23 protein-coding genes are annotated in these 25,389 nt (G+C 71.3%); 18 read left to right on the forward strand and 5 right to left on the reverse strand.

Annotation, left to right across the window (positions count from 1 at the left end; all coding sequences use genetic code 11):
• Positions 1–35: 35 nt before the first annotated feature.
• The 4 genes from ACWCP0_RS26405 to ACWCP0_RS26420 all read left to right on the forward strand — a co-directional run bounded on the left by ACWCP0_RS26405 (position 36) and on the right by ACWCP0_RS26420 (position 3,551).
• A complete protein-coding gene (locus tag ACWCP0_RS26405; RefSeq protein WP_451081264.1) occupies positions 36–728 on the forward strand; it encodes an ABC transporter permease in 693 nt (230 codons plus the stop codon).
• The gene (locus ACWCP0_RS26410) at positions 728–1,405 is read left to right on the forward strand and encodes an ABC transporter permease (protein WP_451081265.1); all 678 of its coding nucleotides are present in this window, start codon (positions 728–730) and stop codon (positions 1,403–1,405) included. The genes ACWCP0_RS26405 and ACWCP0_RS26410 overlap by 1 nt, the downstream gene beginning before the upstream one ends.
• 28 nt (positions 1,406–1,433) lie before the next feature.
• Positions 1,434–2,420, forward strand: a complete 987-nt coding sequence (locus ACWCP0_RS26415; RefSeq protein ID WP_451081266.1) for an ABC transporter substrate-binding protein — start codon at positions 1,434–1,436, stop codon at positions 2,418–2,420.
• A gap of 117 nt (positions 2,421–2,537) precedes the next feature.
• Positions 2,538–3,551 carry a hypothetical protein gene (locus ACWCP0_RS26420; protein WP_451081267.1) on the forward strand — a complete coding sequence of 338 codons (1,014 nt, stop codon included), beginning with the start codon at positions 2,538–2,540 and terminating at the stop codon, positions 3,549–3,551.
• A 203-nt stretch (positions 3,552–3,754) separates the two neighbouring features.
• Here the strand turns inward: ACWCP0_RS26420 and ACWCP0_RS26425 are convergent, their stop codons facing one another.
• Both ACWCP0_RS26425 and ACWCP0_RS26430 read right to left on the reverse strand, forming a co-directional pair.
• The gene (locus ACWCP0_RS26425) at positions 3,755–4,897 is read right to left on the reverse strand and encodes an NADH-quinone oxidoreductase subunit D (RefSeq protein ID WP_451081268.1); all 1,143 of its coding nucleotides are present in this window, start codon (positions 4,895–4,897) and stop codon (positions 3,755–3,757) included.
• Positions 4,898–5,243: 346 nt separating this feature from the next.
• A complete protein-coding gene (locus tag ACWCP0_RS26430) occupies positions 5,244–6,302 on the reverse strand; it encodes an SAM-dependent methyltransferase (protein WP_451081269.1) in 1,059 nt (352 codons plus the stop codon).
• A 96-nt stretch (positions 6,303–6,398) separates the two neighbouring features.
• Between ACWCP0_RS26430 and ACWCP0_RS26435 the strand changes: the two genes are divergently transcribed.
• Together ACWCP0_RS26435 and ACWCP0_RS26440 are read left to right on the forward strand one after the other, a co-directional pair.
• The gene (locus ACWCP0_RS26435; protein WP_451081270.1) at positions 6,399–7,598 is read left to right on the forward strand and encodes a sensor histidine kinase; all 1,200 of its coding nucleotides are present in this window, start codon (positions 6,399–6,401) and stop codon (positions 7,596–7,598) included.
• 114 nt (positions 7,599–7,712) lie between these two features.
• A complete protein-coding gene (locus tag ACWCP0_RS26440; RefSeq protein WP_351231747.1) occupies positions 7,713–8,387 on the forward strand; it encodes a response regulator transcription factor in 675 nt (224 codons plus the stop codon).
• A gap of 190 nt (positions 8,388–8,577) precedes the next feature.
• On the opposite strand, the gene ACWCP0_RS26445 is transcribed toward ACWCP0_RS26440, so the two are convergent.
• Entirely contained in the window at positions 8,578–9,675 is a 1,098-nt protein-coding gene (locus ACWCP0_RS26445) for a DUF5937 family protein (protein WP_451081271.1), read from the reverse strand.
• Positions 9,676–9,775: 100 nt separating this feature from the next.
• On the opposite strand from ACWCP0_RS26445, the gene ACWCP0_RS26450 reads away from it, so the two are divergent.
• The 11 genes from ACWCP0_RS26450 to ACWCP0_RS26500 all read left to right on the forward strand — a co-directional run bounded on the left by ACWCP0_RS26450 (position 9,776) and on the right by ACWCP0_RS26500 (position 18,442).
• Positions 9,776–9,988 (forward strand): hypothetical protein, encoded by a 213-nt coding sequence (locus ACWCP0_RS26450; protein WP_451081272.1) that lies wholly within the window; start codon positions 9,776–9,778, stop codon positions 9,986–9,988.
• Positions 9,989–10,178: 190 nt separating this feature from the next.
• The gene (locus tag ACWCP0_RS26455) at positions 10,179–11,117 is read left to right on the forward strand and encodes a Rossmann-like and DUF2520 domain-containing protein (protein WP_451081273.1); all 939 of its coding nucleotides are present in this window, start codon (positions 10,179–10,181) and stop codon (positions 11,115–11,117) included.
• Positions 11,114–12,124, forward strand: coding sequence for a pantoate--beta-alanine ligase (panC, locus tag ACWCP0_RS26460; protein ID WP_451081274.1), 1,011 nt, complete (start codon positions 11,114–11,116; stop codon positions 12,122–12,124). Before ACWCP0_RS26455 ends, panC begins: the two co-directional genes overlap by 4 nt.
• A complete protein-coding gene (locus ACWCP0_RS26465) occupies positions 12,121–13,923 on the forward strand; it encodes an L-aspartate oxidase (RefSeq protein ID WP_451081275.1) in 1,803 nt (600 codons plus the stop codon). The genes panC and ACWCP0_RS26465 overlap by 4 nt, the downstream gene beginning before the upstream one ends.
• The gene (nadC, locus tag ACWCP0_RS26470; RefSeq protein WP_451081276.1) at positions 13,920–14,963 is read left to right on the forward strand and encodes a carboxylating nicotinate-nucleotide diphosphorylase; all 1,044 of its coding nucleotides are present in this window, start codon (positions 13,920–13,922) and stop codon (positions 14,961–14,963) included. The genes ACWCP0_RS26465 and nadC overlap by 4 nt, the downstream gene beginning before the upstream one ends.
• Positions 14,963–15,760, forward strand: coding sequence for a type III pantothenate kinase (locus ACWCP0_RS26475; RefSeq protein WP_351231761.1), 798 nt, complete (start codon positions 14,963–14,965; stop codon positions 15,758–15,760). Before nadC ends, ACWCP0_RS26475 begins: the two co-directional genes overlap by 1 nt.
• A 184-nt stretch (positions 15,761–15,944) precedes the next feature.
• Positions 15,945–16,559 (forward strand): hypothetical protein, encoded by a 615-nt coding sequence (locus ACWCP0_RS26480; protein WP_451081318.1) that lies wholly within the window; start codon positions 15,945–15,947, stop codon positions 16,557–16,559.
• 14 nt (positions 16,560–16,573) lie between these two features.
• Complete coding sequence (locus tag ACWCP0_RS26485; RefSeq protein ID WP_451081277.1) at positions 16,574–16,762, forward strand: hypothetical protein; 189 nt, start codon at positions 16,574–16,576, stop codon at positions 16,760–16,762.
• 133 nt (positions 16,763–16,895) lie between these two features.
• Entirely contained in the window at positions 16,896–17,369 is a 474-nt protein-coding gene (locus ACWCP0_RS26490) for a BlaI/MecI/CopY family transcriptional regulator (RefSeq protein WP_451081278.1), read from the forward strand.
• A gap of 9 nt (positions 17,370–17,378) precedes the next feature.
• On the forward strand, positions 17,379–17,918 hold the full coding sequence (locus ACWCP0_RS26495) for an amino-acid N-acetyltransferase (RefSeq protein ID WP_451081279.1): 540 nt from the start codon (positions 17,379–17,381) through the stop codon (positions 17,916–17,918).
• A gap of 188 nt (positions 17,919–18,106) precedes the next feature.
• Positions 18,107–18,442 (forward strand): histone-like nucleoid-structuring protein Lsr2, encoded by a 336-nt coding sequence (locus ACWCP0_RS26500; RefSeq protein ID WP_451081280.1) that lies wholly within the window; start codon positions 18,107–18,109, stop codon positions 18,440–18,442.
• Here ACWCP0_RS26500 and ACWCP0_RS26505 read toward each other — a convergent pair.
• Complete coding sequence (locus ACWCP0_RS26505; protein ID WP_451081281.1) at positions 18,421–19,029, reverse strand: SCO3374 family protein; 609 nt, start codon at positions 19,027–19,029, stop codon at positions 18,421–18,423. The two genes, ACWCP0_RS26500 and ACWCP0_RS26505, sit on opposite strands and share 22 nt — an antisense overlap.
• A gap of 428 nt (positions 19,030–19,457) precedes the next feature.
• Between ACWCP0_RS26505 and ACWCP0_RS26510 the strand changes: the two genes are divergently transcribed.
• Positions 19,458–21,986, forward strand: a complete 2,529-nt coding sequence (locus ACWCP0_RS26510) for an ATP-dependent Clp protease ATP-binding subunit (protein ID WP_451081282.1) — start codon at positions 19,458–19,460, stop codon at positions 21,984–21,986.
• 89 nt (positions 21,987–22,075) lie between these two features.
• Here the strand turns inward: ACWCP0_RS26510 and ACWCP0_RS26515 are convergent, their stop codons facing one another.
• The gene (locus ACWCP0_RS26515; protein WP_451081283.1) at positions 22,076–25,024 is read right to left on the reverse strand and encodes an NACHT domain-containing protein; all 2,949 of its coding nucleotides are present in this window, start codon (positions 25,022–25,024) and stop codon (positions 22,076–22,078) included.
• Positions 25,025–25,389: the final 365 nt, after the last annotated feature.

Here is a 25,389-nt window from a genome sequence, read left to right on the forward strand (position 1 = left end):
GTGCGGTGGGCGATGGGCGACGGGGGGTGGGGCGGATGAGCGGGCAGAACTGCCTGGTCACGAACGACTGGATCTGCGGTGAATATCTCCGCTCCCGCAGCCAGGAGTTGATCGACGCCACGGTCCAGCATGTCTGGATCACGGTGGTGTCCGTGCTGATCGGGCTGGCCGTCGCCTTTCCGCTGGCGCTGCTCGCCCGGCGCAGTCCGCGCCTGACGGGACCGGTCCTCGGTCTGACGACCGTGCTCTACACGGTTCCGTCGCTGGCGATGTTCTCGCTGCTGCTGCCGTTCTTCGGGCTCTCCGCCGCCCTGGTGATCACGGGCCTGGTGTTGTATTCGCTGACGATCCTCGTGCGGAACATCCTGGCCGGCCTGGAGGCCGTGCCGCAGGAGGCGCGTGAGGCGGCGCGGGGGATGGGGTACGGGCCGGGCAGGATGCTGTGGGAGGTCGAGCTTCCGCTGGCCCTCCCGGCGCTGATGGCGGGCCTGCGGATCGCCACGGTGTCGACGGTCGCGCTCACCACCGTCGGCTCGATCGTCGGCCGCGGCGGTCTCGGCAATCTCATCGAGGACGCGCTGCCCAGCTTCTTCAAGGCCCAGGTGCTGACCGCGTCGGTGCTCTGCGTGCTGCTGGCCGTCGTCGCCGATCTGCTGCTGCTCGGCGTCCAGCGGCTGCTGACGCCCTGGACCCGAACAGGTACCGGCCGGACTCGGGAGGCCCACTGATGGGGGTACTGGCCGACGCCTGGTCGTGGCTGGCCACGGGGTCCAACTGGGCGGGGGAGAGCGGGGCCTGGCACCGCCTCGGGGAGCATCTGTACGTCAGCGGGGTCGCCCTCGCACTGGCCTGCGCGGTGGCGCTGCCGGTCGCCCTGTATCTGGGCCACGTCGGACGCGGCGGTGCCCTCGCCGTCAATGTCTCCAACGCGGGGCGGGCCATCCCGGTCTTCGCGGTGCTCGCCCTGTTCATGGTGTCGCCGCTGCGCACTGCCGGATATGTCCCGACCGTCATCGCGCTGGTGCTGTTCGCGATACCGCCGCTGCTCACCAACGCCTATGTGGGCATGCGGGAAGTGGACCGTTCGGTCGTGGAGGCCGCGCGCGGCATGGGGATGTCGGGCCGGCAGCTCTTCGCCCGGGTCGAGCTGCCGCTCGCGTACCCGATGCTCATGACCGGGCTGCGCTCCGCCGCCGTCCAGGTCGTCGCGACGGCGACGATCGCGGCGATGGTCGGCCAGGGCGGCCTCGGCCGCATCATCACGGCCGGTTTCAACACGTACAACACCCCTCAAGTGGTCGCGGGCGCTCTGCTCGTGGCCGTGCTCGCCCTCCTGGTGGAGGCCGTGCTGGTGCTGGTGGACCGCGTCTGCAGTCCCCTGCGCCCCCTGCGGAAATCCGTGTGACGACTCACTCCCTTGGATGGTGAACCTCATGAGCAGGACCTCGCGTATCGCGGGTGCGGTGCTGGGCGTCGTGGCCCTCGTCGGCTCGCTGGCCGCGTGCGGCGGCGACAGCCTGGAGCAGGAGAAGGGCGGTACCGGCGGCTCCGGCGGTGACGCGGGCGGTGGCAAGAAGGGCACGCTGGTCGTCGGGGCCGCGGCGTTCACCGAGTCGAAGGTGCTCGCCGAGCTCTACGCGCAGGCGCTGGGCGACGCCGGATACAGCACGTCCGTCACCACCGTGAAGAACCGGGAGCTGTACGAACCGTCGCTGGAGAAGGGCGAGATCGACGTCGTACCGGAATACGCGGCGACGATCGCGGAATTCCTCAACGCGAAGGCGAACGGCCCGAAGGCCCCGGAGGAGAAGCCGGTGGCGTCCAGCGATGTCGCGGCCACCGTCGCGGGGCTGCAGAAGCTCGCGGAGCCGCTCGGGCTGAAGGTGTTGCCCGCGGGCGGGGCGGTCGACCAGAACGCGTTCGCGGTGAGCAAGGAATTCGCCGAGAAGAACAAGCTCAAGACCCTTTCCGATCTCGGCAAGTCGAAGATCAAGGTCAGGATCGCGGCCGGGGACGAGTGTGAAGTGCGGCCGTTCTGCGCGCCCGGTCTGAAGAAGACCTACGGGATCGATGTGGCGGGCATCGATCCGAAGGGCGTCGGCACTCCGCAGGCGAAGCAGGCGGTCAAGGACGGTGAGGATCATCTGGTGCTGACCACCACCACCGACGCCACGCTGGAGAGTTTCGGTCTGGTGCTTCTGGAGGACGACAAGAAGCTCCAGAACGCGGACAACGTGCTGCCGGTGGTCAACGCCAAGGACGCCGGAGCGCAGGAGATAGCCGACGTACTCGGCAAGCTCACCGAGACGCTGACGACGCAGGATCTCGTGGAGCTGAACCGGAAGGTGGACGCGGAGCGAGCGAAGCCGGAGGACGCCGCCAGGGAGTATCTGGAGTCCAAGGGCCTGATCAAGAAGTAGCCGAGGGGCCGCTCAAGTAAGCGGCGGGTAAAGGAAGTCGGCCCGGTGCGGCAAAGTCGCCAAGAGATTGCCGGGCCGACTCCCCATTCGTCGCCTACGCACGGTAAATTTCAGGCCATGCCACGTGGACGCCACCGCCATTCCCCACCTCTGCACCGGCTCCTCCCGCCCTCCGCGGTCGCGGGAGCTTCGGTTCTCTGTGCCGCCGGCGCCTGGCTTTTTGCGGATCCCGTCTTGCTCCGCACCTTCGTCGCGGCAGCGGCGGCAGCCGCGGTCACCGGTGCGGTGCTCATGCGCAGCTGGGACCGGAGCGCGGGCCGTCGCGTCGCCGACCTCACCCGCCTGCGCGCCAGCGACGCCTGGAAGACCGAGGAGCGCATAGCCGAGCTGGAGGCCGACCTCGACGAATCCCGCGAGCTGCGCGTCAAGCTGGACGCGAAGCTCCGGTCCAAGCGGGTCGAGCTCGCCGGACTGCGCAACGAGCACGCCGCGCTGCTGCGGCGGTACGCGACCGCCGAGACGGAGCGGGCCAGCGCGCTCGAAGGCCGCCGGCAGCTCGCGATCGAGGCCGCCGCGCCCAAGGAGCTTCTCCCCGCCGGTTCCACGCCGACGCCGTCCGCGTATCTGCGCGCCGCCAAGGCCCTGGAGGAACTGTCGCGCAACGCGGCGGCCCAGCAGGCCAGGCACACCGTCGAGGAGGCCCGTCGGCGCGATCTCGCCGAGCGGGCGCGGGAGGCGGACGAGCCGCAGGGGAAGCACGCGGCGGCCGCCGGGGGAGAGCAGCACGCCCGCCCGTCGTCCGCCGTTCCCGCGAGGATTCCGGTGCCGGTTGCCGCTGCGATCGTTCCGTACACCGCACGCCAGGCCCCGCGCCCCCTGGGCGGCTTCGACTTCTTCGGCACGGGCGCCGGCGCGGGCGTGGCAGAGGCCGCCGCGCAGCTCGCGGCGGTCCAGAACGAGGACCTCGCGGACGTGGTGGGCGAGGAGGCGCTGGCCGCCGCCGGGGGTGGCGCCGAGGCGAAGCCCCGGGGGAAAACGGCTGAGCTCGCGGTGGGCAAGGTCATCGACCTGACGGCGCACGACGAGACCGAGCAGCTGGACGTGGCGGAGCTGCGCAGCGCGATCTCCTGACGCACCCGGGAGCCCGGACGAGTCTGCACGACATGACGCGTCCGGGCTCCTGGTGTGTCAGGAACCGTGAGGCGTCCGGGCTCCCGATACGTCGGGAATCGTGAGGCGTCCGGGCTCCCGATACGTCGGGAATCGTGAGGCGTCCGGGCTCCCGATACGTTGGGAATCGTGAGGCGTCCGGGCTCCCGGCCGTGCCCGCCGGGCTACTTGTCGATGTCGCCGACCACGAAGAACAGCGACCCCAGGATCGCCACCATGTCGGCGACCAGCGTGCCCGGCAGCAGCTCGGTCAGCGCCTGGATGTTGTTGAACGACGCCGAGCGGAGCTTGAGCCGGTACGGGGTCTTCTCGCCCTTGGAGACCAGGTAGTAGCCGTTGATGCCGAGCGGGTTCTCGGTCCAGGCGTAGGTGTGGCCCTCGGGGGCCTTCAGGACCTTCGGCAGGCGCTGGTTGATCGGCCCGGGCGCCAGCTCGACGAGCCGGTCCAGGCAGGCGTCCGCGAGGTCGAGCGCATTGTGGGTCTGCTCCAGCAGGCACTCGAAGCGGGCCAGGCAGTCGCCCTCGGTACGGGTGACGACCTTGAGGGTGCCCTGGAGCTCGCCGTACGCCAGGTACGGCTCGTCGCGTCGCAGATCGAAGTCGACCCCCGAGGCGCGGGCGATCGGGCCGGAGACGCCGTACGCGTGCGCGGCCTGCGGGGTCAGGACGCCGACGCCGCGCGTACGGCCGCGGAAGATCTCGTTGCCGAGGACGAGCCGGTCGTACACGTCCATGCGGGAGCGGACGTCGGCGACCGCCTCCCGGGCCCGGCCGGTCCAGCCCGCGGGCAGGTCCTCCTTGAGGCCGCCGACCCGGTTGAACATGTAGTGCATCCGGCCGCCGGAGACCTCCTCCATCACGGCCTGGAGCTCCTCGCGCTCACGGAAGGCATAGAAGACCGGGGTGATTCCGCCCAGTTCGAGGGGGTACGAGCCGAGGAACATCAGGTGGTTGAGGGCCCGGTTCAGCTCGGCGAGGAGTGTCCGCGTCCAGACCGCCCGCTCCGGGACCTCCATGCCGAGCATGCGCTCGACGGCCATGACGACGCCGAGCTCGTTCGAGAAGGCGGACAGCCAGTCGTGGCGGTTGGCCAGCATCACGATCTGCCGGTAGTCGCGCGCCTCGAAGAGTTTTTCCGCGCCCCGGTGCATGTAGCCGATCACCGGCTCGGCGTGCAGGATGCGCTCTCCGTCGAGGACGAGACGGAGGCGGAGCACGCCGTGGGTGGAGGGGTGCTGCGGGCCGATGTTCAGCACCATGTCGGTGCTCTCGGCTGCGCCGCCGATGCCGATCGTCGTCTCCGTCATGGGCGACAGTATCCCTCGCGGCGCGGACAGGGTGGGGCCCCGCCCAGGGGGCGGACACCCTCGACCGGCTCGGATCGGCCCTGAGGCCGCTGCGCGGGGCCTGGGCGCCGCCCCGGCCACCGAGCGGGCTTGCGGTCTGTGTGGCGCCGTCGGGTCTCGTGCTTTGTTGGGCCTTGTGCGCCGACGGGCTTGGCCGACGGGCTTGGAGGGACGCCTCGCCCGCGCCCGACAGGGCGTCCGGGGCAGGCGTCCGGGACAGGTCGTCGGGACAGGTCGTCGGGACTGGTCGTCGGGACAGTGGACCGGTGCGGAGCCCGAAGGCGCGGGGGCCGGGGCGGCGCTCCGGCTACGGGAAGGGGCGGGTTGGGGGAGGATCCGCCGGGACCCGCTGCAGCAGCCATGTGAAGTCGCCGAGGCCGCCGCGGGCGGTCAGTTCGGCTGCCTCGCCGGCCGACGACAGGGCGCGCAGGTACGCCACGGGGTCGGACGACGCCATGGCCAGGGGCGGGCGATCGCCTGTGATGCCGAGTCGGTGCAGGGCATCGCGCTGGGGCACGAGTTCGAAGCCCGCGCCGGTCCCGGCCGACGTGGCACCCGCGCACGCGTCCAGTGCCACGTGCGCCGTGATGTCGCAGCTGCCGTCCGGGACCGGAGGAACCTCCCGCCCCGCGCGGAAGCCCGTCAGCGTCCCGAAGGGCGGCCGCGCTCCCGCGCGGTGCGCATAGTCGACGGCGACCGCAAGCCCCGCGTCGAGCGTCGCGACCGCCGCCGCCCACGCCTCGTCGCGCGGCCGCCCGATCTCCGCCCGCGCCCCGGGCTCCATGAGCGGCCACCAGCGGTCCAGCCATTCCGCGTCCGCCCCGGTCACCGGCTCCCCGAGGCGTTCCTCGCCGTCCGGGCGGTGCACCAGGACGTACCGGGCGACTCCCGCCTCGTCCACCTCCGCGACGTCCACCGGAACGTTGTCCAGCCACTCGTTCGCGAACAGCAGTCCGGTCACCCCCGTCGGCGCCCGCTCGACCCACTCGATGCGCGGGTCCAGCGCCGCCTCCGGGCGTCCAGCGCGCTCGACGGCGCAGGCCCGTACCGGTCGACCGTCCGGCAGCCGCCCGCCGGGGAGCGCCGCCAGCACGGCCGTCAGCAGCTCCCCCCGCCCGGCGCCCATGTCGACCAGCGCGATCTCGGAGGCGCCCGGCAGGGACTCCGCGGTCTCGGCCAGGAGCCGGGCGACCGCGGAGGCGTACAGCGGCGAGGCGTGGACCGACGTACGGAAGTGGCCGGCCGGCCCCTCCGGTCGCCGGTAGAACCCGTCGGGGCCGTACAGCGCCCGCTCCGTCGCCTCTCGCCAGGAGAGCCAGCCGGCGGCCGGATCGTCCGGCGCCTGATATGTCGCCTCGTTCGTCACGCGTGCCAGTCTCCACCTTGCGGAGTAGGCGTCCGCCGACCGGATCGGCCCTCCGGTTGACCCATGCACCTTTCCGCTTTCCCTACGCTGGGTTACGTGCAGCGTCTCTACGACTTCATCCGCAGACACCCGACAGGCGTCGACAGCTTCTGGGCCGTCCTCCTCTTCGGGTTCTCCATGCTGTGGGTCGTCCAGGGGAACGAGGGGAACGAGCCCAGGATCGCGGCCGCCGTCATCGTCCTGCTCCTCTGCCTCACCGTCGCGCTGCGCCGCCGCGCACCCGAGAAGATGCTGCTGCTCGTGGCTGCTCTCGGCGTCGCCCAGCTCGCGCTGGACATCCACGTCAACGCGGCGGACTTCGCGATGCTCGTGATCATCTACACGGTCGCCGCGCACGACGGCCCTCGCTGGGCCTCCCACCTGGCGCTCGTCGGCGGACTGTCCGCGGCCACGCTCTCCCAGATCCGCTGGCCCGTCGAGAACACCGGCATCGGCGGAAGGATCTTCTTCACGGTCGTCATGAGCGTCCCGTTCGCACTCGCCTGGGTGCTCGGTGACTCGCTGCGCACCCGTCGCGCGTACTTCGCCCAGCTGGAGGAGCGTGCCTCCAGGCTGGAGAAGGAGCGCGAGGCGCAGGCCAAGGTCGCCGTCGCCGCCGAGCGCGCCCGGATCGCCCGCGAGCTCCACGACGTCGTCGCGCACAACGTCTCGGTGATGGTGGTCCAGGCCGACGGCGCCGCGTATGTCCTGGACGCCGCGCCCGACCAGGCCCGGCAGGCCCTGGAGACCATCTCCAGCACCGGCCGCCAGGCACTCGCCGAGATGCGCCGGCTGCTGGGCGTGCTGCGCACCGGCGACGCCCCGGAGAGCGGGGAGTACGTGCCCCAGCCGGACGTCCAGCAGATCGAGGACCTCGTCGAGCAGGTGCGCCATGCCGGCCTCGCCGTCGACTTCAAGATCGAGGGCACCCCGCGGCCGCTCCCCAGCGGCGTGGAGCTGACGGCGTACCGCATCGTGCAGGAGGCCCTCACCAACACCCGCAAGCACGGCGGCCCGGACGCGGGGGCGAGCGTGCGGCTCGTGTACTTCGACGACGGGCTCGGGCTGCTGGTCGAGGACGACGGCCGGGGAGCTGCGCACGAGATGTACGAGGACGGCGGCGCGGACGGCAGGGGCCACGGCCTCATCGGCATGCGCGAGCGCGTCGGTATGGTCGGCGGCACGCTCGACGCGGGGCCGCGGCCGGGCGGCGGGTTCCGGATCAGCGCACTGCTCCCGCTCAAGCCCGCCCACTAGAAGCCACTAGAAGCCACGAGAAGCCACGAGAAGCCCGAAGACAAGACGTCCATGAGACGCCCGAGGACGCCCGAGGACGCCCATGAGACGCCCACGAGACAAGGGACCCTGCACATGACGATCCGCGTGATGCTCGTCGACGACCAGGTGCTGCTGCGCACGGGATTCCGCATGGTGCTCGCCGCGCAGCCGGACATGGACGTCGTGGCCGAGGCGGGCGACGGGGCCGAGGCGATCGAGATCCTTCGCTCGACGGCCGTGGACGTGGTCCTGATGGACGTACGCATGCCGAAGCTCGACGGCGTGGAGGCGACGCGCCGCATCTGCGCGGAGCCGGACGCGCCGAAGGTGATCATCCTGACCACCTTCGACCTCGACGAGTACGCCTTCTCCGGGCTCAAGGCGGGCGCCAGCGGCTTCATGCTGAAGGACGTGCCGCCGGGCGAGCTGCTCGGCGCCATCCGCTCCGTGCACAGCGGCGACGCGGTCGTCGCGCCGTCCACGACCCGCCGCCTCCTGGACCGGTTCTCGCCGATGCTGCCGTCCCCGGGCGGGCCGCCGCAGCACAAGGAGCTGGCGCGGCTCACCGACCGCGAGCGCGAGGTCATGCTGCTGGTCGCACAGGGCCTGTCGAACGGCGAGATCGCCGCACGGCTCGTCCTGTCCGAGGCCACGGTCAAGACCCACGTCGGCCGCATCCTCACCAAGCTGAACCTGCGCGACCGTGTGCAGGTGGTCGTGCTCGCGTACGAGACGGGCCTGGTGCGGGCGGGCGGCGGGGCGGTCTGAGCGGTCCCGCCCACTCCGCGATCGAACACGTACACACCGCTGCGGCACCGGCTGCGCGGGGCGAGGGCCGCCCTTGTCCCGCATCCGCTCCGACCGACCCTGTCCTTCGGCCGGCCCTCCTCTTCGACCGACCCTGCGCTGCGACCGGCTCTCCTCTTCGACCGACCCTGCGCTGCGACCGGCCTCCGGTTCAGCGCAGGACGGTCTCCAGGAAGTCGCTGCCGAGCCGGGCCACGACCGAGACGTCCAGCTGGTGCAGTACGTACCGGCCGCGCCGCCGGGTCGTGATCAGACCGGCCTTCTTCAGGACCGACAGATGGCGCGAGACCTCCGGCGGGGTGATGCCGTGCGCGTCGGCAAGCTCGCCCGTCGTGTACGGGGCGCGGGCGAGGTTGCGGCACAGCCGCATGCGCATGGGGTGGGCGAGCGCCTCCATCCGGAGTTTGAGCAGCTGCACGGAGGCGAGGCCGGGGAGCTCGGGAGCGGCGACGGGATACTGCACGACCGGCCGCCAGCCGGGCGCGTGCAGCACCATCAGATGCGGCCAGCCGAAGCTGGACGGCAGGAAGGTGACCCCGGCGCCGACGGCGGGGTCGAGGGAGGTCGTGTGGCCCACCGTCAGCTTGTCGGCCGCGATACGGCCCGTCGCCTCGTCGAGCGAGAGCGCGGGGGACACGGCACGCAGCGCCTCCGCGAGGCCCTTGCGGCGCAGGATCTCGGTCTTGTGGCGGGCGTCGGCGGCGAGCTGGGTGCGGACGCGGTTCCAGGTGTCCGCGAAGAAGGCCTGTTCGCAGTCCTCGAAGAGGCGCCGCAGCCAGGTTCGTACGGAGGCGGGGTCGTCCAGCAGCCGCCGGGCGAAGTCCAGCTGCTTGGGGCCGCGGGTGGCGGCGAGCTCCAGCGCACGGTCGCGGTTCACGGGGCCGCCCACGGCGTACCAACTGGAGCAGGTGAACTCCATGGTGCAGGCGACGAACCGCTCGTCGTCGAGCCGGTCCATCATGTCCAGCTCCTCGGCGAGGGTGGCGCCCGTGCGGCCGTCACCGCGTATGCCGGAGAACGGCATGAACACGTCCGAGAAGGTCGACGTCCAGAGGAAGTCCGCCTCGTGCAGCCGGTCGGCGAGATCGGGCTTCAGCCCGGCCGCGGTGGCTGTCGCCCAGCCGTGGAGCCCCGGGTGGTGCCCGGGCTCGGCCAGTGCGTGCAGGGCGACGCCCAGCTCGGCGAGGGGCGAGATCTCGAAGAGGACGCGCTCGGGAGGCAGGCCCGCGATGTCGATGGTGACGCTCACGGTTCCTATGGTGCGGGGTGAGCGGGGCGGTCCGTCGCGCCGTTTGACGGTGCTGGTCAATCGACGCGCGAGAGTTGCGGTGCGGACGGAGCCTGGAGGCATGGACGCCATCCAGCAGCACCTCCTGGACACCTGCCGCGCCACCCGGCACCGCGCCCCCGTCCCGCCGCCTCCGGGCCGTGACGACTGGCGGACGCTCCGGTCCCTCCGCGACCACCACCGCTTCACCAAGGTCCTCGCAGGCCGCCCCCTCCATCCCCTGCGCACGGCCACGACCCGCCTCTTCCACCGGGGGAGCCCTCGCTGTTCCTAGGGCGCACCCTGTTGACCGCGTTGACCGCGTCCAGCGCGTCCCGGTGCCGCCGGACCCCGGCACCGGCGCGCGCCGACACCGTGCGCCTCCACAGGCTGTGGACAACCCGAAGCCTCGTCGAAACGCTGGCGTAGCATGACGAAGAATCGTCCGGTACCCCCCGCGGACTGGAACGGAAGGCCATCGCCGCGTGAACGCACCACCACCCTCATCCACCCCGCCCGCATCCGAGCCACTCGACCCCAGGGACCGCCCGGCCCGCCTCGCCGTGGGTGTCGTGGGAGCAGGCCGCGTCGGCCCGGCCCTCGCCGCGTCGCTCCGGCTGGCGGGCCATCGCCCGGTCGCGGTCTCCGGCGTGTCCGACGCCTCCCGTCGCCGCGCCGCCGTCCTGCTGCCCGACGTGCCGCTGGTCGCACCCGCCGAGGTCCTCGCCCGCGCCGAGCTGGTGCTGCTCACGGTTCCCGACGACGCCCTGCCCGGCCTGGTCGAAGGCCTCGCCGAGACCGGAGCCGTGCGCCCCGGCCAGCTCCTCGTGCACACGTCCGGGCGGTACGGCACGACCGTGCTCGACCCCGCCCGCCGGGCCGGCGCCCTCCCGCTCGCGCTGCACCCCGCCATGACCTTCACGGGGACGAGCGTCGACGTGCAGCGGCTGGCCGGCTGCTCCTTCGGGGTCACCGCCCCCGCCGAGCTGCGGCTCGCGGCCGAGGCGCTGGTCATCGAGATGGGCGGCGAGCCCGAGTGGATCGAGGAAGAGGCCCGCCCGCTCTACCACGCGGCCCTCGCCATCGGTGCGAACCACCTCGTCACCCTGGTGGCCCAGTCCATGGAGCTGCTGCGCGCCGCGGGCGTCTCGTCGCCCGACCACATGCTCGGCCCGCTCCTCGGCGCGGCGCTCGACAACGCCCTGCGTTCGGGCGACGCCGCGCTCACTGGCCCGGTCGCGCGCGGCGACGCCGGCACGGTAGCGGCGCACGTCGCGGAGCTGCGCAAGCACGCGCCGGGCACCGTCGCCGGTTATCTGGCGATGGCCCGTACGACCGCGGACCGCGCGCTGGCGCACGGTCTGCTCAAGCCGGAGCTGGCAGAGGATCTGCTGGGGGTACTGGCCGAGGGAGACAACCGATGAGCCGTGACGCCGGGCTGATCCACACGCGCGACGAGCTGAACGACCGCCCGGACCACTCGCCGGGCGGTCCTGTCGCCGTCGTCATGACCATGGGCGCGCTGCACGAGGGGCACGCCACCCTCGTCCGCACGGCCCGTGAGCACGTCGGCCGCAAGGGCACCGTCGTCGTCACCGTCTTCGTCAACCCGCTGCAGTTCGGCGCGGGCGAGGACCTCGACCGCTACCCGCGCACCCTGGACGCCGACGTGAAGACCGCGCAGGCGGCGGGCGCGGACCTCGTGTTCGCGCCGTCCGTGGACGAGGTCTACCCCGGTGGCGAACCGCAGGTCAGGATCTCCGCGGGTCCGATGGGCGAGCTCCTCGAGGGCACGTTCCGCCCCGGCCACTTCGACGGCATGCTCACGGTGGTCGCCAAGCTCCTCCACCTCACCCGGCCCGACGTCGCGCTCTTCGGCCAGAAGGACGCCCAGCAGCTGGCCCTGATCCGGCGGATGGTCCGCGATCTGAACTTCCCTGTGGAGATCGTCGGCGTCCCGACCGTGCGCGAGCCGGACGGCCTCGCGCTCTCCAGCCGCAACCGCTATCTGGCGCCCGACGAGCGGAGGACCGCGCTCGCGCTCTCCCGGGCCCTCTTCGCCGCCCACGACCGGCTCGCCGCCCAGCAGGCGCTGCGCGCCCGCGCCGAGTCCGCCCCCGCTCCGACGGCCCGTGCCGCCGCGCTCTCCGCGCTCGGCGAGGCCCGTGCGGCCGCCGACGCGCACGCGGTGGCCGCGGCCCAGCCGGGCGGCGGGGCCGATGCCGTACGGGCGGCCGCACGTGCCGTGCTTGAGGAGGCGGCCAAGGCGGTGCCGCCGCTGGATCTGGACTACCTGGCGCTGGTCGACCCCGCCGACTTCACCGAGATCCCGGACGCGTACGAGGGCGAGGCCGTCCTGGCGGTCGCCGCGCGGATCGGATCGACGCGGCTGATCGACAACATTCCCCTGACCTTCGGAGCGCCCGCATGACCGCGACCGGAAGTGGCCAGGACTCCGGCACCGGAACCGGCGCCGCCCTCCGCACCGACGACGGCCCCGGCACCCGCCCCGCGCCCGGCCCGGGCGTACGGCTGAACGCCCCCGCGCCCGGCTGGGCCATCGACGCCGATGTCGTCGTGGTCGGCTCCGGTGTCGCGGGCCTGACGACGGCACTGCGCTGCACGGCCGCGGGGCTGCGTACGGTCGTGGTCACCAAGGCCCTCCTCGACGACGGCTCCACGCGCTGGGCCCAGGGCGGTATCGCGGCCGCGCTCGGCGACGGCGACACCCCCGAGCAGCACCAGGCGGACACGTTGGTCGCGGGGGCCGGGCTGTGCGACGAGGAGGCCGTACGGACCCTGGTCACCGAGGGCCCCGACGCGGTGCGGCGGCTGATCGGGACGGGCGCGCAGTTCGACCTGGACGCGGGCGGGGACATCGCGCTCACCCGCGAGGGCGGCCACCACCGGCGCCGGATCGCGCACGCGGGCGGCGATGCCACGGGTGCCGAGATCTCGCGGGCGCTGGTCACGGCGATACGCGAGCGGGCGATACGCATCATCGAGCACGCGCTGGTCATCGACCTGCTGACGGACGAGGACGGCCGTGCGTCAGGAATCACCCTGCACGTCATGGGCGAGGGCCAGCACGACGGCGTCGGCGCGGTCCACGCACCCGCCGTGGTCCTGGCGACAGGCGGCATGGGGCAGGTCTTCTCGGCCACGACCAACCCGTCGGTGTCCACCGGCGACGGGGTCGCACTCGCGCTCCGGGCCGGTGCCGAGGTGAGCGACCTCGAGTTCGTCCAGTTCCACCCGACGGTCCTCTTCCTCGGCCGGGAATCCGAGGGCCAGCAGCCCCTGGTCTCCGAGGCGGTCCGGGGCGAGGGCGCCCATCTCGTCGACGCGTCCGGCATTCGCTTCATGGTCGGTCAGCACGAGCTCGCCGAGCTCGCGCCCCGCGACATCGTCGCCAAGGGCATCATGCGCCGCATGCAGGAGCAGGGCGCGGACCACATGTTCCTCGACGCCCGCCACTTCGGCGCCGAGATGTGGGAGACCCGCTTCCCGACGATCCTGGCGGCCTGCCGCGCCCATGGCATCGACCCGGTGACCGAGCCGATACCGGTCGCCCCCGCGGCCCACTACGCCTCCGGCGGCATCCGTACCGATCTCCACGGCCGCACCACCGTCCCCGGCCTCTACGCCTGCGGCGAGGTCGCCTGCACGGGCGTCCACGGCGCCAACCGCCTGGCCTCCAACTCGCTGCTGGAGGGCCTGGTCTTCGCGGAACGCATCGCCACGGCGGTCGCGACCGATCCGCCGCCTGCCGGGCCCGCCACGTCTGCGCCGGACCCGACGCCCGCGCAGCCCCCCGTGACACTGCTCCTCCCCGAGGCGCGGCACGAGATTCAGCAGATCATGACCCACGGCGCCGGCGTGCTCCGGTCCGCCGCGAGCCTCGACGCCGCCGCCGAGGCGCTGGAGGCGCTGCACCTGTCCGCGTTGAACGGTGCCGAGGAGTTCGGCAAGTCAGCCGAGCCCGGCGTGGAGGCCTGGGAGGCCACCAACCTCCTGCTCGTCTCGCGCGTCCTCGTCGCCGCCGCCCGCGAGCGCGCGGAGACCCGAGGGTGCCACTGGCGCGAGGACCACCCCGACCGCGACGACGCGGAGTGGCGGCGCCATATTGTCGTACGGCTCACTCCTGACCGCCATCTCGTCGTGCGCCGCACCGGCACCGAGTCCTTTCCCCCCGTCACCCCCCTTGCCCCCAGGGAGCCGCAACCGTGAGCACGCCCGAAGAACGTCCGGAGCCCGTGGACGTACCCCTGATCCAGATCAGCGCACCCGCCTCCGCCTCCGCGTCCGACGAGACGGCGGGCGGCTGCGGCGAGGGCTGCGGCTGCGCCGACGGGGTGTACGAGTGCGGTCTGGACCCCGCCCTCGCCGAGCTCCTCGCCGAGGCGGGCCTCGACCCCGTCCAGGTCGAGGACATCGCGCACCTCGCGATCGAGGAGGACCTCGACGGCGGCGTGGACATCACGACCGTCGCCACCGTCCCCGAGGACGCCGTCGCCACCGGCGACTTCACCGCCCGCGAGGCCGGCGTCGTCGCGGGCCTGCGCGTCGCCGAGGCGGTCCTCTCGATCGTCTGCACCGACGCGTTCGAGGTCGAGCGGCACGTCGAGGACGGCGACCGCGTCGAGGCGGGCCAGAAGCTGCTCTCCGTCACCGCCCGCACCCGGGACCTCCTCACCGGCGAGCGCAGCGCCCTCAACATCCTCTGCCGCCTCTCCGGCATCGCCACCGCCACCCGCGCCTGGGCCGGCCTACTCGACGGCACCAACGCCCGCGTGCGCGACACCCGCAAGACGACCCCGGGCCTGCGCGCCCTGGAGAAGTACGCCGTGCGCTGCGGCGGCGGCGTCAACCACCGCATGTCGCTGTCCGACGCCGCCCTCGTCAAGGACAACCACGTCGTCGCCGCGGGCGGCGTCGGACAGGCCTTCAAAGCCGTACGGGAGAAGCTCGTCGAGCTCGGCACCCCGGACCTCCCCATCGAGGTCGAGGTCGACACCCTCCACCAGGTCCGTGAGGTCCTGGACGCCGGTGCCGACCTGATCCTGCTCGACAACTTCACCCCGACCGAGACCGAGGAGGCGGTCGCCCTCGTCAAGAACCGCGCGGTCCTCGAGTCCTCCGGCCGGCTCACGCTGGCCAACGCCCGGGCGTACGCCGAGACCGGCGTCGACTACCTCGCGGTCGGCGCCCTCACCCACTCGTCCGCGATCCTCGACATCGGCCTCGACCTGCGAGAGGCCCGGGACTGATGCTCCTCACCATCGATGTCGGCAACACCCATACCGTCCTCGGCCTGTTCGACGGCGAGGACATCGTGGAGCACTGGCGCGTCTCCACCGACCCGCGCCGCACCGCCGACGAACTCGCGGTGCTCCTCAACGGCCTGATGGGCATGCACCCGCTGCTCGGCGTGGAGCTCGGCGACGGCATCGAGGGCATCTCCATCTGCGCCACCGTCCCCTCCGTGCTGCACGAGCTGCGCGAGGTGACCCGCCGCTACTACGGCGACGTCCCCGCCGTCCTCGTCGAGCCCGGCGTCAAGACGGGTGTGCCGGTCCTCACGGACAACCCCAAGGAGGTCGGCGCCGACCGCATCATCAACGCGGTCGCCGCCGTCGAGCTCTACGGCGGCCCGGCGATCGTCGTCGACTTCGGCACGGCCACGACCTTCGACGCGGTGAGCGCGCGCGGGGAGTACGCGGGCGGCGTCATCGCCCCCGGCATCGAGATCTCGGTCGATGCCCTCGGCGTCAGGGGCGCCCAGCTCCGCAAGATCGAGCTGGCCCGTCCGCGCAGCGTGATCGGCAAGAACACCGTGGAGGCGATGCAGTCGGGCATCGTGTACGGCTTCGCGGGCCAGGTGGACGGTGTCGTGGAGCGCATGAAGCGCGAGCTGGCCGACGATCCGGAGGACGTCACCGTGATCGCCACCGGCGGTCTGGCACCGGTCGTGCTGGCCGAGTCCTCCGCGATCGACGAGCACGAGCCGTGGCTGACGCTGATCGGCCTGCGGCTCGTGTACGAGCGGAACGTCTCCCGTATGTGACCGCCCGCCCGCCGCGGGTGCCCGCACGGGCCGGCCGGCCACGGGGCGCCGCGTCCGGGCCGTACGGGCCGGGCACGAGCCGCCACGCGAAGAGGCGCCGCGCCACGTATCCGGGGTAAACGAATTTTGTCCGATTAGCGCGTACTGTCGGCGCATGCCCACGCCATACGGATCCCGTGGCGGCATGGCGTTCAGCGCGGACGAGCTGCGTGTGCTCCGACGCGCCCTCGCCGTCGCCCTCAATCCCGCCCAGCCCCGCGAGAACGTCGTCCAGGACTGTCTGCGGCTCGCCGAGTCCGTGGACGAGGCCGTGAGCGAGGCGGGGCGGCTGCGCGCGTTCCTGCTCGCCGACCTCGTCCGCTACCGTGCCGCACTTCCCGGCTCGTCCGGCGGCTATCTGGAGCTCCTCCAGGACGCCCTGGCCGCCGGCTACGACCCCCACCCCGAGGATCTCGCGGCCCTGCGTGGCCTCCAGCACCGCACGCCCGTCGCGGCCGCGCTGCTGGAGCGCTGCCAGGGCCTCGCGGAACAGTCGGTGCGCGCCCGCCTCGCCCGCCGCACCATCACCTCCGCCGCGGTGGCCGCACCGGCCGCGCCCGCCTCCCGGGCGCGACTGACGGCCCTCCCCGGTGGGCTGGCCGCCGCAGGCGACAAGCCGGAGCCCCGCCCTGCTGCCCCGAAGCCGTCCCCCGCCCCCTCTCCCGCGCCGCGACCGGACCGTCCGATCCCCACGCCCGGCGAGGTCTTCCCCCCGCGCCGCAAGCCCACGCCCCCGCCGGAGGAGCGGGCTGCCGGATAGCTACTCTGGAGGGCATGGACTACGTATCCGCGCTCCTGCCCCCCGTTGTGATGGCCGCCTTCTTCATCGGCCTCGTCGTGACGATCGTCAAGAGCCAGGGCGGGCCCAACAAGGCCAAGGAGGACGCCGCCGTGGACGCGGCGATCGCCCGCACGGGGGCCGCCGGGCCGTCCACCCCGGCGGACCGCCCGACCGGGGCCTGAATCAGGGGCTGCCAGGCCCTGGAGGTCCCGACCCTCCTCATGGACGTACGGCCGCCCACGGCCGTACGTCCTTTTTCGTACCAGAACTACGTCAATAGCCATCCATTCAGACATCTCCCACTATGGTGGCGATGTGCCCCGCCAATTGGGAGAGCTCGAAGACGCCGTCATGACACGGATCTGGCAATGGAACCGCCCGGTGACCGTGCGGGAAGTCCTGGAAGATCTGCAGCAGGAACGGTCCATCGCCTACACGACCGTCATGACGGTAATGGACAATCTCCATCAGAAGGGCTGGGTGCGCAGGGAAGTCGAAGGGCGCGCCTATCGATATACCGCGGTCTCCACCAGGCCCGCGTACTCGGCCGCACTGATGAACGAAGCATGGTCGAAGAGTGACAACCCCGCGGCGGCCCTTGTCGCCTTCTTCGGCATGATGTCGCAGGAGCAACGCGAGGCGCTCCAGGACGCGATGCGCATCGTTCAGCCCCAGATCCAGGAAGGGGCTGCGGAAGGTGCGAGGGAAGAGCCCCGTGAGGCCTCCCGGCAAGCGCATCCCGAGCAGCACGGTGAGGGCGACGACGAGGCGGGTGGCGCGGGGCGGTAGCGTCCGGTCATGTCCTCAGCGCATCCGCTTCCCAATGCCGCAGCAAATGCCGTCACCGTACGGCGGGCCAGGACCAGCGATGTACCGGCCGTGCGTCGGCTCGTGGATCCTTACGTGAGCGAAGGCATCCTGCTCGACAAAGCGACGGTGACGCTTTACGAGGACATCCAGGAGTTCTGGGTCGCGGAACGCGATGCCGACGCCCGAGTGGTCGGCTGCGGCGCTCTCCACGTCATGTGGGAAGATCTCGCCGAAGTGCGCACTCTGGCAGTGGACCCTCAAGTGAAGGGTCACGGCATCGGCCGTCAGGTGCTGGAGCAGCTGTTGCACACCGCTCGCTGGCTGGGAGTGCGCCGGGTTTTCTGCCTCACCTTCGAAGTAGACTTCTTCACCGAGCACGGCTTCGTGGAGATCGGTGAGACTCCGGTCGACAGAGATGTCTACAGCGAGCTCCTGCGTTCCTATGACGAGGGTGTCGCCGAGTTCCTGGGCCTCGAACGAGTGAAGCCGAACACCTTGGGCAACAGCCGCATGCTTCTGCACCTGTGATCGAACCGGGGCGGAACGCGGACCGGAACGTGGATCGGAAGGCGGGCCGGAACGCCGACCGGTCTCTATGTCCGAATCGCGCATGTTTCCCGCGTTCTCGAGGTTCTGAACCTCTGCCGAGGGTTTGTGTTTTCCAGGGAAAAGCGGTTTCCTTTCCGCGTACTGCATTTTCGATGAAAGGAAATCCGGTGGCACAGAAGGTTCAGGTCCTTCTTGTCGACGACCTCGACGGCGGCGAGGCGGACGAGACCGTGACGTTCGCGTTGGACGGCAAGACCTACGAGATCGACCTCACCACCGCCAACGCCGACAAACTCCGCAGCCTCCTCGAGCCGTACGCCAAGGGCGGCCGGCGGACCGGTGGCCGTGCCGCGACGGGCCGTGGCAAGGGCCGCGCGGCCGCGACGGGCAGCAAGGACACGGCGGAGATCCGCAAGTGGGCCAAGGAGAACGGCTACAGCGTCAACGACCGCGGGCGCGTTCCCGCCGAGATCCGCGAGGCCTACGAGAAGGCCAACGGCTGAGCACTCGCACGTAGCAACCGGGCCCGGTGGCATGCATGCGCCGCCGTGGCCACGAGCCGTACGAGGTCGGGGGTGCCCCCAACGCCCCCGGGTCCGGCACTGTGCCCGACGGGGGCGAGCGCCGGCAGTGACGGTTCCACTTCGCGCCCCGGTTCCGGGGGCCGCACCCACCGGGCGGCCCCCTGCGTGACGGGAAAGCCGGGCGGTGCCGGGGCGGACATCCGCATACCCGTGCCGAGGGCGGTCAGATCGAGACCGATCCCGCCCCATTCCAGCCAGTCGAGCAGCCCCGGCAGTTCCTCGGCGCTGCCCGCGGCCATCAGCAGCCGCATCCTCGCCCGGCCCCCGGCCCGGGGGACCCTGCCCGTGATCGCGACCGGGCCGGTCCGTTCGTGCCGCCTGAGCAGGGCGAATCCCGCATCGGCGGGGAGCTCCAGCACATCGAAGCGGAGCCCGGTCGGCAGCTGCACCGGCCGACCGCCTGCCGTGGCCCACCCGAGCTCGTGCTCGTACCAGCGCGCGACGCCGTCGTCGTGCGGCGCCGGAGCCGGCAGCGGCAGATGGGGGAGCGGGACATGGGAGTCCATGCTCCGGGAACTTCCGAGTCCACCCGATGGTTACGCATTGTGGATGACTGATTGCACAGTGTGGCCGAAACTGGGGGTGTCGACGTATTCGAAGACGCAAGGATGTTCGCCCATAGCTGAGGGAACCGGCGTTCGCCGCATGGAGTGTCCGTGCTTGCGGGTAAGACATCCCTAGTGAGGACGGGCGACACGCAGTCTTCGCGGTCTCACGTTCGCCATCGGCGTACAGGTGGCACGGGTAACTGCCTGGCCTGCGGGAACATCGTCTCGCACCATCAAGTTAAAGCAGTTGTCGGCGTTCGGGGCAGGAGGGCAGCGACGGGTGTCGGCAGTTGGAATGAGCGGTCCCCGCTTGCGGGACTAAGCTGCGGAAGGACAGGGAGGGGATCGACCCCTTACTGACTGACCGCTCTGAGGAGCGATTAACGATGTTCGAGAGGTTCACCGACCGCGCGCGGCGGGTTGTCGTCCTGGCTCAGGAAGAAGCCCGGATGCTCAACCACAACTACATCGGCACCGAGCACATCCTCCTGGGCCTTATCCACGAGGGTGAGGGTGTCGCCGCTAAGGCCCTGGAGAGCCTCGGGATTTCGCTCGAGGCGGTCCGCCAGCAGGTGGAGGAGATCATCGGCCAGGGCCAGCAGGCTCCGTCCGGACACATTCCCTTCACCCCCCGTGCCAAGAAGGTCCTGGAGCTGTCGCTCCGCGAGGCTCTTCAGCTGGGCCACAACTACATCGGCACGGAGCACATTCTGCTCGGCCTGATCCGCGAGGGCGAGGGCGTCGCCGCCCAGGTCCTCGTGAAGCTCGGGGCCGACCTCAACCGGGTGCGGCAGCAGGTGATCCAGCTGCTCTCCGGCTACCAGGGCAAGGAGGCCGCCACAGCCGGCGGCCCGGCCGAGGGCACGCCCTCGACCTCCCTCGTCCTCGACCAGTTCGGCCGGAATCTCACCCAGGCCGCTCGTGAGTCCAAGCTCGACCCCGTGATCGGGCGCGAGAAGGAGATCGAGCGGGTCATGCAGGTGCTGTCCCGCCGGACCAAGAACAACCCGGTGCTCATCGGCGAGCCCGGCGTCGGCAAGACGGCGGTCGTCGAGGGCCTGGCGCAGGCCATCGTCAAGGGCGAGGTGCCCGAGACCCTCAAGGACAAGCACCTCTACACCCTGGACCTCGGCGCGCTGGTCGCCGGCTCCCGCTACCGCGGTGACTTCGAGGAGCGCCTGAAGAAGGTCCTCAAGGAGATCCGCACCCGTGGCGACATCATCCTGTTCATCGACGAGCTCCACACCCTGGTGGGTGCGGGCGCCGCCGAGGGCGCGATCGACGCCGCCTCGATCCTCAAGCCGATGCTGGCGCGAGGCGAGCTGCAGACCATCGGTGCCACGACGCTGGACGAGTACCGCAAGCACCTGGAGAAGGACGCGGCCCTCGAGCGCCGCTTCCAGCCCATCCAGGTCGCGGAGCCGTCGCTGCCGCACACGATCGAGATCCTCAAGGGTCTGCGCGACCGTTACGAGGCGCACCACCGTGTCTCCATCACGGACGAGGCCCTGGTCCAGGCCGCGACCCTGGCCGACCGGTACATCTCGGACCGCTTCCTCCCGGACAAGGCGATCGACCTGATCGACGAGGCCGGCTCCCGGATGCGTATCCGCCGGATGACCGCGCCGCCGGACCTCCGCGAGTTCGACGAGAAGATCGCGGCCGTCCGCCGGGACAAGGAGTCCGCGATCGACTCCCAGGACTTCGAGAAGGCGGCGTCCCTCCGCGACAAGGAGAAGCAGCTGCTGGCGGCGAAGGCCAAGCGGGAGAAGGAGTGGAAGGCCGGCGACATGGACGTCGTCGCCGAGGTCGACGGCGACCTGATCGCCGAGGTCCTCGCCACGGCCACGGGCATCCCGGTCTTCAAGCTGACGGAGGAGGAGTCCTCCCGTCTGCTCCGCATGGAGGACGAGCTCCACAAGCGCGTCATCGGACAGAAGGACGCCATCCGGGCGCTCTCCCAGGCGATCCGGCGCACCCGCGCCGGCCTGAAGGACCCGAAGCGCCCCGGCGGCTCCTTCATCTTCGCCGGCCCGTCCGGTGTCGGTAAGACCGAGCTCTCCAAGACGCTCGCCGAATTCCTCTTCGGCGACGAGGACGCGCTGATCTCCCTCGACATGTCGGAGTTCAGCGAGAAGCACACGGTTTCCCGTCTCTTCGGTTCCCCGCCCGGATACGTGGGTTACGAAGAGGGCGGCCAGCTCACCGAGAAGGTGCGCCGGAAGCCGTTCTCCGTCGTCCTCTTCGACGAGGTCGAGAAGGCCCACCCCGATATCTTCAATTCCCTTCTCCAGATCCTGGAGGACGGTCGTCTGACCGACTCCCAGGGCCGGGTCGTGGACTTCAAGAACACGGTCATCATCATGACGACCAACCTCGGGACCCGGGACATCTCCAAGGGCTTCAATCTGGGCTTCGCCGCCCAGGGCGACACCAAGAGCACCTATGACCGGATGAAGGCGAAGGTCAACGAAGAGCTGAAGCAGCACTTCCGGCCCGAGTTCCTCAACCGCGTCGACGACACGGTCGTCTTCCACCAGCTGTCCGAGGACGACATCATCCAGATCGTCGACCTGATGATCGCCAAGGTGGACGAGCGTCTGAAGGACCGCGACATGGGCATCGAGCTCAGCCAGGAGGCGAAGCTCCTGCTGGCGAAGAAGGGCTACGACCCGGTCCTGGGCGCCCGGCCGCTGCGTCGGACGATCCAGCGCGAGATCGAGGACCTGCTGTCGGAGAAGATCCTCTTCGGCGAGCTGCGCCCCGGCCACATCGTGGTCGTCGACACCGAGGGCGAGGGTGAGGAGAAGAAGTTCACCTTCCGCGGCGAGGAGAAGTCGGCCCTGCCGGACGTCCCGCCGATCGAGTCGGCGGCGGGCGGCGGCAGCGGTCCGAACCTGTCGAAGGACGCGTGACGCCGGCGCTGAGTGAGCGACCGAAGGGGCTGCCCCGGACCTGAGGGTCCGGGGCAGCCCCTTTTTCCGCGCCGGCGGCGGCCCTGGGCCTAGAGCGACTCGTCGAACGTCACGTGGACGTGTGGCGGGAAACCGTCCGTGCCCGAGACGCTGCTGCGGTCTCCGAGCACATGGACCTTCCGGAGCTGCTCCAGCGCGTGGAGCGGCGACAGATCCGCCTGCTGGTCCCGCCGGAAGAGATGCACCACGACGACGGAGTTCAGGTCCGGCAGCACGTGCGGGACCAGGCGCAGGGACGGCTCTGGGCTGCGCAGCTCGAGACGGAGACCGCTGACCGGTGGCACGACGTCGGCGAGCGCCAGTTGCACGTCGTCCACCACGATGTCGAGGGGCTCTGCGCCGTCCGGAGGGCCGGGAGGGCCTGGAAGGGAGAGGTCCGTGAGCGCGCGGCAACGGTCGAGTTCGAGCCTCAGCAACGCGTGAGCGTCCCGGAGGCAGGCGAGGTCCCTCAGCCCCGCGTTGAGGGAGATGCGGACTGTCGTGGGTGAGCACGCCCGCACCGTCTCGGCGATGAGTTCCTCCGGAAGGTCGCCCTGGAAGTGGATCGCGCGTCGGCCGCCGAGAGCGACCAGGGCCTTGGCCTGCTCGGCGTTGCGGATCGTGTACTGCAGGCCGTACGGATCGATGGCCGCGATCACCTCGGCGGCGTACTTCTCGGTGTCGTAGCGGTGCCAGGCCCAGGCGAGCTGGGACCGCACCCGCAGCGACGGGTGGGCCGCGTACCGGGCCAGGAACGGGATGGCCGCGTCTGCCGCGATGTGCGAGGCGGTCGTGACGGTCAGGCGGGCCGCTTCGTCGTCGGGTACGGCGTCGGGGCCGGGCAGCAGGTCGAGAACGAGCGGGCCCGCTGTGGCCAGTTTGCGCGCCTCCTCGATCGTCCGGGGCGGGATGACCTCCGCCGTACGGCGGCGCAGTGCCTCGCGGATGTCCGGGGAGATCTCCGTCGCCTGCTCCATCGCCGCCGCCGCGACCACCAGGATGCGCAACTGGATGAAGCGGTCCTCGGCCGCGTCTGCCGCTGCCAGCAACTCCGTGAAGATCTCTGCGCTTTCGCGGGGCCGGGCGTGGCCCACGCTCATGCGGATGACGTCCTCCCACTGGTCGTCCGCCGCGTGCCGGGTCAGGACGCCGATGTGCCATTCGTCGACGATGGCCTTGGCGGCCAGGTGGTCCTGGAAGGTGCGGTGGACGAAGCTCACGGCGCCGGGCGAGGCCTCGCGGAGCAGGCCGCTGCGATGGAGGAGGTGGGCGAAGACCGCTCGGGGTTCACCGGCGGCCGCGGCCTCGGGGACCGCCGGGATCGCGCCGACGACGAGTGACTCGGCGCGTGAACGGTCCATTTCCGTGCGCCCGTTGAGGGTGAGCCAATACGCGAGGCGCTGGATCAGCTGGATCTGTGGTGCTTCGGAAAGGTCGACCCCGGAGGGGGTGCCCATGTCGCGTTCCCGGTCGCGGCGGTCGAGCAGCATCGACAGCGCGGCCTCGTACAAGGCCTTGCGGCCGCGTGGGAGGAAGCCGCGCCGGTCGCGGTGCAGTGCGCAGATGAGGCCGCACATCAGCGGGTTGGTGGCGAGGAGGGCCAGGTCTCGCTTCGTACGGAGAGCGTCGAGCAGCGGCCGCTCGTACGACGCGGCATCCGGGCCCGCGGCCCGGTGCCATCGCTGGACGAAGGCGGTCACCTCGGTGTGCCGCATGGGGGAGAGGGTGAGCTCGGTGAAGCCCTCGGGGGTGAGCCAGCGGTCCCGTACGGCGGAGGGGCGCGAGGTGACGAGCCAGCGGTTGCCGGCGTCGTACGTGGCGAGCAGGTCGCGCAGCCAGCGGCGGGTGCGTTCGCGTTCGGCCTCGGGGATCTCGTCGATGCCGTCGACGAGGATCAGCCCGCGTCCGGCGGACAGGACGCGGTCGGCCCAGCTGTCGGGTGGGGTGAGCGGGCAGCCGACGGCGGCGAGGAAGTGGTCGGGGGCGGGGAGCCGCTCGCCGTGGCGGGTGAGGGTGCGCAGGGGCAGCACGAAGGGAACGCGGTCCTGGAGGTAGGTCATCCGCCCGTGCCTCTCGCCGTCCTGTCCGGTGGTGGAGACGGCGAGCCACTGGACGAGCGTGGTCTTCCCGGAGCCCGCGACTCCGCGCAGCAGGACCCTGTCCTGGCGGGCGAGGGCCTCGTCGGCCGGGGTGGTCGAGGCGGGTTCGGACCATGGCTCCGCCCGGCTCTCCGCCGGCGCCGTCGCCTCGGGGGTTTCCAGCGCTTCGTGTGCTTGCGGTGCTTCCAGCGTCTCCAGGGACAGATACGCCACGTCCAGCGGCCAGGCGTCCGGCGAGTCGTGCAGGTCGATGCCGTAGATCGTCAGGCTGCCGTGCTTCTTCGCGATGTACGAGAGGTAGCGGCGCTCGAAGGCCACGTCGCGGGCATCGCCGCGCGGTGTGCGCAGGATCAACTCGTCGATCTTGGCGATCGTCTCCGCCTGGGCCCGGCTCTGCTCGATCAGGGTGCGGGCGACGAAGGACGAGCGCTGCGTGAAGAACTGCAGGATGTGCAGGCAGGCCCACTCGGTGAGCGAGTCGAGGAAGAGAGAGGCGTCCGCGGACAGCCCGTGGACGCCGCCCGCCACCGCGGCACGGAGCTGTCGTGCCAGCTCCCGGTGGCCGAGGCGTACGGCCTGGACGTCGTCCATCTCCAGGTCGCCGAGGGCCAGCAGGGTGCGGGCGAGGGCACCGGTGACGGCCTCGGTCTCGTCTGCCGGGAACGGGCGCTCGGCGCGCCCGCCGCGTTCGGTCAGGGAGCGGCTGACGAGGGTGCCCGCCAGTTTGCGTACGTCCCTCTCCGTCAGCGTCCGCTTCTCGCCGCGGAAGGAGACGAGCCCGGAGAGCCGCACGGGCCTGTCCGTGAGCGCGGCGCCGCTGCCTTCCCGTACCAGGAGCTGCTTCAGGAGCGGCGCGATGGCCGCCGAGGCCAGCCGGGTGCCGACGAGTGCGGGCTCCATGCGTGATCCCCCCAGATCCTCGATCCCGGGCCGGACTGAAAGGGTCCGTTTTCCCCGGAAAATCGCCGTTTTCTGTGTGACCCACGACGCATCGGCCGGGTCGCGGTCGTGACAAGGCGCACAGGCCGTTCCGAGCCTACTAGGCCTCTTAGTGGGGGTTCCGGGTGCCGCGCGGGGGCTTTCGGGGGCGTCGGGAGGGACTTCCTGCCCGGTGGCGGCGGGCGGGCGGGGGATCCGGGGTGGGTATCCGTCCTGTAAGGCCTCTACGTGGGGTTAAACCGTCCTTCCTCAGGAGATTTCGGACTATGCCGGACGGGCGGTCCGGTCTCGTCAAGGGTCCCGCTCACACCGCCCCTACTACGACG

This window comes from Streptomyces sp. NPDC001970 (assembly GCF_053594115.1).

Excerpts from the sequence above, each read along its gene's own strand:
- ACWCP0_RS26440 (WP_351231747.1), top strand. The coding sequence starts at position 7,713 with ATGACGATCCGCGTGATGCTCGTCGACGACCAGGTGCTGCTGCGCACG.
- ACWCP0_RS26480 (WP_451081318.1), top strand. The coding sequence starts at position 15,945 with ATGGCGTTCAGCGCGGACGAGCTGCGTGTGCTCCGACGCGCCCTCGCC.
- ACWCP0_RS26420 (WP_451081267.1), top strand. The coding sequence starts at position 2,538 with ATGCCACGTGGACGCCACCGCCATTCCCCACCTCTGCACCGGCTCCTC.
- ACWCP0_RS26485 (WP_451081277.1), top strand. The coding sequence starts at position 16,574 with ATGGACTACGTATCCGCGCTCCTGCCCCCCGTTGTGATGGCCGCCTTC.
- ACWCP0_RS26405 (WP_451081264.1), top strand. The coding sequence starts at position 36 with ATGAGCGGGCAGAACTGCCTGGTCACGAACGACTGGATCTGCGGTGAA.
- ACWCP0_RS26475 (WP_351231761.1), top strand. The coding sequence starts at position 14,963 with ATGCTCCTCACCATCGATGTCGGCAACACCCATACCGTCCTCGGCCTG.
- ACWCP0_RS26415 (WP_451081266.1), top strand. The coding sequence starts at position 1,434 with ATGAGCAGGACCTCGCGTATCGCGGGTGCGGTGCTGGGCGTCGTGGCC.
- ACWCP0_RS26425 (WP_451081268.1), bottom strand. The coding sequence starts at position 4,897 with ATGACGGAGACGACGATCGGCATCGGCGGCGCAGCCGAGAGCACCGAC.
- ACWCP0_RS26410 (WP_451081265.1), top strand. The coding sequence starts at position 728 with ATGGGGGTACTGGCCGACGCCTGGTCGTGGCTGGCCACGGGGTCCAAC.
- ACWCP0_RS26450 (WP_451081272.1), top strand. The coding sequence starts at position 9,776 with ATGGACGCCATCCAGCAGCACCTCCTGGACACCTGCCGCGCCACCCGG.
- ACWCP0_RS26510 (WP_451081282.1), top strand. The coding sequence starts at position 19,458 with ATGTTCGAGAGGTTCACCGACCGCGCGCGGCGGGTTGTCGTCCTGGCT.
- panC (WP_451081274.1), top strand. The coding sequence starts at position 11,114 with ATGAGCCGTGACGCCGGGCTGATCCACACGCGCGACGAGCTGAACGAC.
- ACWCP0_RS26495 (WP_451081279.1), top strand. The coding sequence starts at position 17,379 with ATGTCCTCAGCGCATCCGCTTCCCAATGCCGCAGCAAATGCCGTCACC.
- ACWCP0_RS26505 (WP_451081281.1), bottom strand. The coding sequence starts at position 19,029 with ATGGACTCCCATGTCCCGCTCCCCCATCTGCCGCTGCCGGCTCCGGCG.
- ACWCP0_RS26515 (WP_451081283.1), bottom strand. The coding sequence starts at position 25,024 with ATGGAGCCCGCACTCGTCGGCACCCGGCTGGCCTCGGCGGCCATCGCG.
- ACWCP0_RS26465 (WP_451081275.1), top strand. The coding sequence starts at position 12,121 with ATGACCGCGACCGGAAGTGGCCAGGACTCCGGCACCGGAACCGGCGCC.